Source organism: Micromonospora sp. M42 (genome assembly GCF_000568915.1).
GTDB classification, from domain to species: domain Bacteria; phylum Actinomycetota; class Actinomycetes; order Mycobacteriales; family Micromonosporaceae; genus Micromonospora; species Micromonospora chalcea.
In genome coordinates this window covers 1-7,922 of sequence record NZ_KK037237.1, presented here as the reverse complement: position 1 = coordinate 7,922, position 7,922 = coordinate 1, and the positions used below count along the sequence as shown (strand labels likewise).

Annotated in this window: 6 protein-coding genes and 1 tRNA gene; all 7 read right to left on the bottom strand. The window is 58.5% G+C overall.

Going from position 1 to position 7,922, the window contains the following annotated elements:
- Positions 1-1,462: 1,462 nt before the first annotated feature.
- Complete coding sequence (locus tag MCBG_RS32785) at positions 1,463-1,729, bottom strand: hypothetical protein (RefSeq protein WP_157560833.1); 267 nt, start codon at positions 1,727-1,729, stop codon at positions 1,463-1,465.
- Between the two features lie 95 nt (positions 1,730-1,824).
- Positions 1,825-2,607 carry a sigma factor-like helix-turn-helix DNA-binding protein gene (locus MCBG_RS32780; protein WP_009065420.1) on the bottom strand — a complete coding sequence of 261 codons (783 nt, stop codon included), beginning with the start codon at positions 2,605-2,607 and terminating at the stop codon, positions 1,825-1,827.
- 717 nt (positions 2,608-3,324) lie between these two features.
- A complete protein-coding gene (locus MCBG_RS30780; RefSeq protein ID WP_009065418.1) occupies positions 3,325-4,368 on the bottom strand; it encodes an AAA family ATPase in 1,044 nt (347 codons plus the stop codon).
- A gap of 83 nt (positions 4,369-4,451) precedes the next feature.
- Complete coding sequence (locus tag MCBG_RS35415; RefSeq protein ID WP_078489838.1) at positions 4,452-4,616, bottom strand: type II toxin-antitoxin system Phd/YefM family antitoxin; 165 nt, start codon at positions 4,614-4,616, stop codon at positions 4,452-4,454.
- Positions 4,617-4,628: 12 nt separating this feature from the next.
- The gene (locus tag MCBG_RS32775) at positions 4,629-5,240 is read right to left on the bottom strand and encodes a hypothetical protein (RefSeq protein ID WP_009065417.1); all 612 of its coding nucleotides are present in this window, start codon (positions 5,238-5,240) and stop codon (positions 4,629-4,631) included.
- A 992-nt stretch (positions 5,241-6,232) separates the two neighbouring features.
- The gene (locus MCBG_RS30775; protein ID WP_106430292.1) at positions 6,233-7,192 is read right to left on the bottom strand and encodes a tyrosine-type recombinase/integrase; all 960 of its coding nucleotides are present in this window, start codon (positions 7,190-7,192) and stop codon (positions 6,233-6,235) included.
- Positions 7,193-7,433: 241 nt separating this feature from the next.
- Positions 7,434-7,509: transfer RNA gene (locus MCBG_RS30770), tRNA-Arg, on the bottom strand.
- Positions 7,510-7,922: the final 413 nt, after the last annotated feature.

The following is a 7,922-nucleotide window of genomic DNA, read 5'->3' as shown; positions in this document are numbered from 1 at the left end:
GCTCGCGCCCGAGACCAAGGGCCCCCGCACAACGAAAGCGCCCTCCCGAGGGAGGGCGCGGCATGCCAGTACCCGTGGCGCCCCCGGCAGGACTCGAACCTGCGGCCAAGCGCTTAGAAGGCGCCTGCTCTATCCACTGAGCTACGGGGTACCTGGGTCGTGCTCTCCAGGTGACGGGGCAGGACGTTAACCAGGGACTTTCCCTCACACAAGCCTGAGACGGCCTCAGGGCCGGATCGTTGTCAAGGTGTTGCAAGCACCTTGCCTAGAACCAGCTAGTGAAGGTGCCTAGCTCTGCCACCTGGTAGCAGCCCCTCAGGCTGCGCACCTGCTCTGACCTGGGAAGTTCTCTCAGAGGCTCTGTGTGCCCCCCTGAGGGGCTGGTGGCTCTCCTTAGGTCTTGGGTCTGTCGTCACTCTCTGTTGAGGATGGACGGCCCTTGACGGCCCGTTGGGTGGCCTCGGAGGGGAAGGGCCACCAGGGCTCTCGGGGGGTTGGTAAGGGGGGCTGTCGGGGGTGAGGGGGGCGGGCGTTGAAGAGGGCGTGAGAGGGGGCTCACGGGGCCTCTTGCGGTGCCGCTGCTGTTCTCCTCCGACATGCATGAGACGGCCTCTCACGGGCCGTCGTGCTGCGCCCTAATAGGTAGAGAGAGACCGACCCTCCCTATTGAGTAGGAGTTCTTAGTCTGGACTTCCTCTCCTCTCCGTGCACTGACTTATGAATTCATGGTGCCTGGAGAAGCAAGCAAACAAAGGGAAGCAATTCCCTGTGCGTGTGCATGGGGGTATTCCGACCCGGGGTTTTTTAATGGCGAATCAATGGTAGTAGTAGAGTCCCCTAAAATTTCTAGCATAGAAGTAGGGTCACACCTTACTCGGGTGCGTCCTCATTGGGGTACGTCTCTGCATAGGTGGGGGTCCATTACGGGGGCAGTGATTGGGGAGGATGAGGGATGGGGGGTAAGGGTTGGTTCGGTACAGTCCCCTGTTTCCTCCGACATAATCACTCTCCGGAGAGGAATAATCACAGATAGGAAGGATTTACAGGGTTCCCGGTAATCCTTTCCAGGCAAAGAGAAAGGGCCCACCCCCTCAAGGGTGGACCCGTCTCCAGTGCGGCAGGGTTCAGGAACTCTGACGACGCTTGCCTGCGGTCCTTTTGGGCTCTACGTAGACCGGTGCCCAATTCCTGGGAGCCGGAACGCTCCCAGACCCCCACGCCAGACGGCATCGGAAGATCCAGGCTTGCGCTCCCGCACGCCTATTCCATTCCAGGGGAAGAAGGTTGGGGGCTTCTTCCTCCTTGCTCCCATCCCACGGCTTATCAGGGAGAGTGCAGAAGGACTGGTATTCACCATCCCACACCCCCCACTTCTTCGTTCCCGGAATGAGCCGGGCCTCATAGCGGGACTTCCTGATTAAGTCCATGTCGTAGTTCCACTTCATGACAGGGGAGGATACCTCTAGGAGTTCTTCTCCGTAAGGGTGATGGAGACTCCAAGTGTTCGGATGCTCCATTCGCCATGCTCCGCCAGGGAGGGGGCTGCCATGTTGCCGAAGGCATTCTTCATCTGCCTTAGTGCCAGCTCGTGATGTTCTCCCCAAGACTTTCCGTACGATCCTCGCATCTCGGATTCAATCACTGGCCATGATTCTTCAAGGTTGGCCACGTCCTTCTCTCCGACTGCCGGACCCTTGGGCGTCAACATCATCCATTCGACTGTGAGCATGTGGTGAGGTTACCTGTGCGTTAGGTGATTGGGAAGACCTCCATTGCGTAGAGGATGTCGGGGGCCTCACGCCCCCGGATAACCCCCTTCACTGCTTACGCTGCCTTATCTAGTTCCTCACGGATCTTCTTGTACTGCTGGGATACGTAGGAGCGGCTTACGCCAATCTTCTCGGCTGCTTCGGTCGCGGAGAGCTTGTCAAGGAATGCCTTCTGGATGGCTTCCTTGTTCTTCTCCGACTGGGCATTTCCCTTCCGGGGCTGCTTGTACTTCCCTTCAACTGTGCCACCCCCCGCAGGGGTGGCCTTAGTCCTGGCGTTACTTACGGGAGTGTTAGTTACGGCGTCACTCTCTTTGGTTACGGCGTTAGTTACGTTCGGCTTGGCGTTACTGGTGTTCGACTTACGCGTAACCAATGCTTGCGTAACCGTTACCTCTTCGGACTTACGCGTAAGCGCTACCTCTAGCTCCTTGAACTTACGTCGGTAGCTGGGGGCTACCTCCGCAGCGCATATAAGGATGGCAGGGGCTATGGAGTGAATGGCCACACCGACCCAATCACCTTCGGAGAAGGAAGACCAAGCGTTGAGGAACAGGGAGGAGAATCCTGTTACCCACCTAAAGCCGGTCCCCCATGGACCGGCCTTCATTCCATGCTTGGACAGAACTGCGTCAGCAGTGATGGACAGGATGAATGCGGCATCCGTAAGAACCCCTAGAGCCCAACCAGACCATTCCCATTGTGAGTGAGAAGCCACTAGGGGAGTGGAGGTCATGAGAGAGTAGAAGACCGCTACGGAGACGATGAGCCAAAGCATGGTGTTAACGACCTTGGCAGTTCTACGGATAGAGCGAAGTTCGTAAGTAACGTCAGTCATGGTTTTCCTTACGTTGATGGTGGTTCGGGTAACGCGCAACCCCTGGCGAGTTACGCGGGTGATGGAGTTAGTTACGCGTAACACAGTGAGTGCTAACGCGTAAGTAACGCCTGAGGGATGTTAGTAACGGCACCCGTGAGGGGTGCCTAGCTCCGGAGAGAGATACGGGAGTAAGTCGAAGGAAAGAACAGGACAACCCACACAATGACCGGGAGGCCGGAAGCCTCCCGCTGTCCGGGCATCGGAGAAGGGAAGGAGGGAACATCTAAAAACCCGGAAGGAAATCGGGGGGATAGACCGGGAGGCCGGAAGCCTCCCGCTGTGCCTAGCTCCGGAGAGAAGCAGACGCGGCCTCTGAGGGATATGCCTACACATGACCGGGGGGCTTGAGGCCCCCCGCTGTGACTCACTCTAAGAAAGTGCGAGTGGGTAGGTTCCCCTCTATTCCTCTCCGGTATAGCGAAGCGGCCCTGGGGCCGCGCAGCGTTCCTGCTTAGCCGCACGGCGCTTGAGTTGCAGGGTGTCGACACAGTGTGGGTCCGCCTTGACGGCGGGCCCCTCGGTCAGAGAGAAGACCGAAGCACTTCCCTGTCTCTGCCTTCTCTCGACTCCTCATCTGTCTTCACGTCGGGGGTGGGTATAGAGGTAAGATATCTTTCTTTCTTACCTATATACGCTAGGGGGGAAAGAAAGAAAGATAGGAAACATGGGAACGGATCAGGCTGTGAGCCGGTAGAGGTTGGACCTTCCTTGGGTCCTGGCCTCAAGTTCTCCGTTCCTCACCATGGCGTCGATGGCAGCCTTCAAGGCTGCCGGATTTCCTGGCACCTTCTGAGTTATGGTTCCCTGCTTGACCCATTCCCCACCCTTAAGACTCTCCTTGATGAGTGAGGCGTGATCGGTTCCCCGCTTCTGTTCCGGCCTCTTGGCCTTCTGCGCGGGGCTGCGCCCCTGCTTCTTCTTCCGGTCCTTCCTGTTCTCCCATCGTGCTTTCGCGCTAGCCACGAGTTCTGCGTGTTCGGTCGTCATTGCCGTTGTCTCCTCTTCTCCAATCAGGGTGATGAACGCTCCGTCGTCTCCTTCACCCGTGAAGTCGAGAGCTACGCCCAACTCCCTTTCAGGGGTGTTGTTCCCGTAGACCCTCAAGATGCGAAGCGTGTCATCATCCGTTACCTGTATGAACTGTCGGCCCCAAGCCTCAATGGCAGTGGAACCCATGGGGCTTTTCTGGGAACCCTGCTCCTCGTTGAACTTGCCTGCATGGTGGACGAGCACAACGGCAACCCCTAGGTCTAGGAACGCTTGCAGGCGTTCAAGGGCGGGGCGTACGTCCGCATCGTTGTTGTAGCTACCGCGTCCGAGAAGGGCTGAGAGGTTGTCCACGATGATTACCTCAACCCCTGTATTGACTAGGGTCTCAGTGAAGGACTCCCACCATTCGTCAGAGTCGTCGGGCCGGATATCAGTAATGAACAGGTCGGAGGTTTCCGAACCTCCGGCCGTCTTAAATCGCTGCCACGTCTCGTCTTCCTGGCCGGGGTCTAGAGCCCAAAGCAGGGTCTTGCGCTTCTCCACTTCACGACCAAGCCAGGGAGCCCCATCACCCAAAGCCATTCCGGCAGACAGGGCAAAGAACGACTTACCAGCCTTGGGCCTGCCGTAGATCATTGTCGCCGTGCGGTGAATCAGTCCTTCAACGAGAAAGGGGGTGGTGTTGCTAGGGGTTACGTCTGCGAGTCGCTTGATACCAAAGTCGTTCATGTTTCTTCTTTCCTCCGGTGGTGGTTCTTGGGCACGAGAAAGGGACGGGGCGTCGGGCCCCGTCCCCTATGTGTGGAACTTGCTTACTTGCTCATGAGTTCTCGGGTGAGTCGTTCAAACCTTTCCTGCGAGATAAGGACCGCCTTCACGGTTCCGTACTTTGTTACTCCGACAGTTTCTCCAGACTCCGCCTTGCGGATGAGTTCCGCTACCTGATCACGGAAATCTGTTGCTGTCACGTTGTACATGTGGTGTTCCTTTCAGAAGTCCCATTCATCTTGATCGTCAAGAATGGGCTTAGGTGCCGTCCTCTTCTTGCTTCGCCTGTTCCACCACTGTTCGTAGTCAATAACTACCGTTGCGTATTCATCGGGTATCCCCGTCTCATTGGCGAACTGGAGTAGTTCCGGCTCAGCCCGGAACTGTTCTCCTAGCTCATCACTGACACGGAGGTGACGGAACTTGTGCTGTGTTACTGCCTCCCTGCTCTCGCCCCCTGGAATCAGGGCAAGGATGGTGAGCGGGTCTTCATATCCCTTGTTGACGTACTCGCGACTAATGCTCTCAAGTCTGTGAGCGGGACGCTTGTCCTTAGTCATGCCTATCTTGATTCGGCCATTGGGCAGCTTGACCACGTAGGTAGTCCCGGGAGAGTGGTGGTTTAGGGCTCCACTCTCTTCAAGGTTTGCGATCGGCTTATTCCTGTAGGTGTTCATGTTCCATGTGTAAGTCTCTGCCGCGTGAGGACCGCACAGGGGAACCTTTGCCAAATCGGCTCCGTACAGTTCTCCCTTGTTCGTCTCTGCGCCGCAGAACTTTCCATCGACTACAGCTACACAGGTCATCCCTTCCGGGGTGGGGTTCTTCTTCATAGTTGGTGGCTTCTTTCGGGGTTGGAGAGGGGGCGGTATCAGTCCGCCCCCGTCTCTCTCTGCTATGACATTCCTGTCTCACTCCATGCAGGCATGAGAAAAGCCCCCAGCGGGATTGCTGAGGGCTTGCAGGTTCGGTGGTGCTATGTCCTGTTGACTACAGGGGATATGACCGCTCCACCGGGGAGCGGGTCTCTCTGGGGTGGCTCAGGGGTTCCCGGGTTAGTGGGATGGGTGGGCCATTCGGTTGGCGCTTTGAACCGGAACCTATCTGGCTTGGGCATAAAGCAAACCCTGTTACGCGTCCATGGGCTTGTGTGCTCCACCTCTTGTGCCCTATTCCGTATCCACTTCATACAGCGTTGGCACTTCCAGGGATTGAAAGGCTTGGGCCTTCTCTCTCCCCGCTGCCTTACGTACGTGTTCCCGAAGCTCATCTCTGGACCTCCCGCCAGTGCCAGTTGTTCACGTCAGGCGCCGTGACACAGCCAATAGCAGTAGGATGCTTGCACTTCCCCTTCGTGTCGTAGTGTCGGGCAATCAGGTCGAAGGAGTTGAACTCATTGCGGCAGGCAGCGCAACGCCAGCCGGTATCAGTGAGAGTGAAATGACGCTTCATAGTGGTGTTCCTTTCGGGTTGAGGTTTTGGGTACCTCGTTTGATGGGTGTGGTGTTGCTAGTCCCGTTGGGGGTGGGGGTTTTGGGTAGCCTTGGGTAAAAGAAAAGGGCCCGACTCATGAGAGCCGGACCCTAATCCGAGAGAGACCCGAGGAACCACCAACGGGGAGAGGAAGCCCTTAGAACCCGAACTCTCCCCGATTTGCATTCGGGCAGGGTTCCTCAGGTCGTTAATATACAGAACGCCTGAATACCAGGCAAATCGCGGGGGTGCTTTTCCGTGCGCCAAGGGGAATGACGAAGGGGCCCCCACATCTGTGAGAGCCCCTGTGTGCCTGTCTGACGGCGCCTCCCCGCCAGGGAGCGCCGGTTTCCTAGTGCCTATCCCCGAGAGCCCTCACGGACTTCACAGCCCGCTCGGTAGCCATGTCGCTGGCGTACAACCGCAGCATCGTGGAGTCCTTCCAGCCCATCACGGTCATGATGTCGCCTTCTTGCATGTTGCTCTCAAGGAGTTCGTGAGTGGTGAGGTTTCTCCAGGGGTGAGCCCCGGTTCCCTCGTATCCCGCTTGCTCTGCCCGACGCTTGAGCATCCGATAGAGACCGGAGTAGGTGAGCTTGGCCCTACCCCTGGTTCCCAGCCACAACCCTGGCTCCTTGCTCAGCTTGTGGGTTTCACGCACTCGCAGGTATCGCGTAAGGGCAACCACGGTCTTGGGCTGCAAGGGAATGATCCTTCCCTCTCCGGCTGCTCTTGCGTCTTTGAGGGGGACTACCCGCGAGAGTCCTTGCTCAAGGAACAGGAAGTCTTTCTCCAGGGTGAGGAGTTCTTCTGCCCTCAGTCCCTCAAGAAGTACCCGAATGATTGCGTGATCCCTCACCCTCTCAAAGTCCTTCACGCGAGGGTGACCGCCGCCGGTCACCCGAAGCATGTCATCCACAAAGTCACCGGAGAGGGTTCGTGGCTTGGCCCCCTTTACGGGTGCGTACTTCTGGAACTTCCTGTCCTTGTACGGGTGCGGGTGCTCGTACTCCTCCTCAAGCCAATTGAAGAAGGGGCGCAGGTTCCTTTGCAGGGTGTTGGTCCCTCCCTGTCCATGCTCATTGAAGTACGCCCGGAAGAAGGTGTTGAGGGTGGGGACGTTGAGGGAGAGGAAGTCCCCATGCCATTCCGCACCTTCCATCCAACGCATGAGAGCCCTTACGGCCTTGGAGTAGGCAGTAATGGTCTTCTCCTGGTATGGCCTGTCGTGCTTGTTGGTGCTCGCCCTCAAGTGCGTCTGAAAGTCGGAGAGGAAGGCGGCACAGACCTCCATGGGCTTGTCTGCGGCCATGGGAGGCAGCGCCCGCAGGTTGGTGATGACGGGTGCCTGTATGGCTCTGCTGGGGGCCTGTGAGGCCGCCATCGGGGAGCGGAGAGCGGGGCGGGTCGGCATGGGGTGACTCCTGCCTGAGTCGGCAAGGCACCTACGCAAGGTCTGAGCGGCTAGGCACCTTGCCCAACTCGTTCGGTCGGGTAGGTGTCACCTGGTGATGCGCAACCCCTTCCGCCTGTCTACGCAGGTCGAGAAGGGCTGGCGCCCCCGGCAGGACTCGAACCTGCGGCCAAGCGCTTAGAAGGCGCCTGCTCTATCCACTGAGCTACGGGGGCCGGTCGTGTGCGGCCGGTGGCCGGGAGCCCTGGTACGGGCAGGGCGGTGACCTTGCCGGGGACAAGGATAGGGCTCCGGGGTCCGTGTCCCTGCTGCTTCGCCTGCGCGCCACGTTGTGTAGGTTCAGTGAAGCGGTCCCGATAATCGCAGGCAGGTGCGAATCACGCATCGTTTTGAGGCCTACCGGTGCCAGGGTGTTGTGCACTCGTTATCCCTCGGCCTTCCCGCTCCCTTCCACCGCCCGGGTTCCCTTGCCACGCGGAAGCGGCCAAACGCTTCAATATGTCGCCAAAACCGGGCATTCTGCGCATGTGGTGACCTTGGATGCACGGCCTCAGCTTCTCGACGCCCTTACCGACCTGCGCGACCGCGTCGCCGCCGTGCGCTGCCCCCTGCCACTGCCAGGCGCTCC

Coding starts and splice junctions, on each gene's coding strand:
- MCBG_RS32785 (WP_157560833.1), bottom strand. CDS start 1,729: ATGCTCACAGTCGAATGGATGATGTTGACGCCCAAGGGTCCGGCAGTC.
- MCBG_RS32780 (WP_009065420.1), bottom strand. CDS start 2,607: ATGACTGACGTTACTTACGAACTTCGCTCTATCCGTAGAACTGCCAAG.
- MCBG_RS30780 (WP_009065418.1), bottom strand. CDS start 4,368: ATGAACGACTTTGGTATCAAGCGACTCGCAGACGTAACCCCTAGCAAC.
- MCBG_RS35415 (WP_078489838.1), bottom strand. CDS start 4,616: ATGTACAACGTGACAGCAACAGATTTCCGTGATCAGGTAGCGGAACTC.
- MCBG_RS32775 (WP_009065417.1), bottom strand. CDS start 5,240: ATGAAGAAGAACCCCACCCCGGAAGGGATGACCTGTGTAGCTGTAGTC.
- MCBG_RS30775 (WP_106430292.1), bottom strand. CDS start 7,192: ATGGCCGCAGACAAGCCCATGGAGGTCTGTGCCGCCTTCCTCTCCGAC.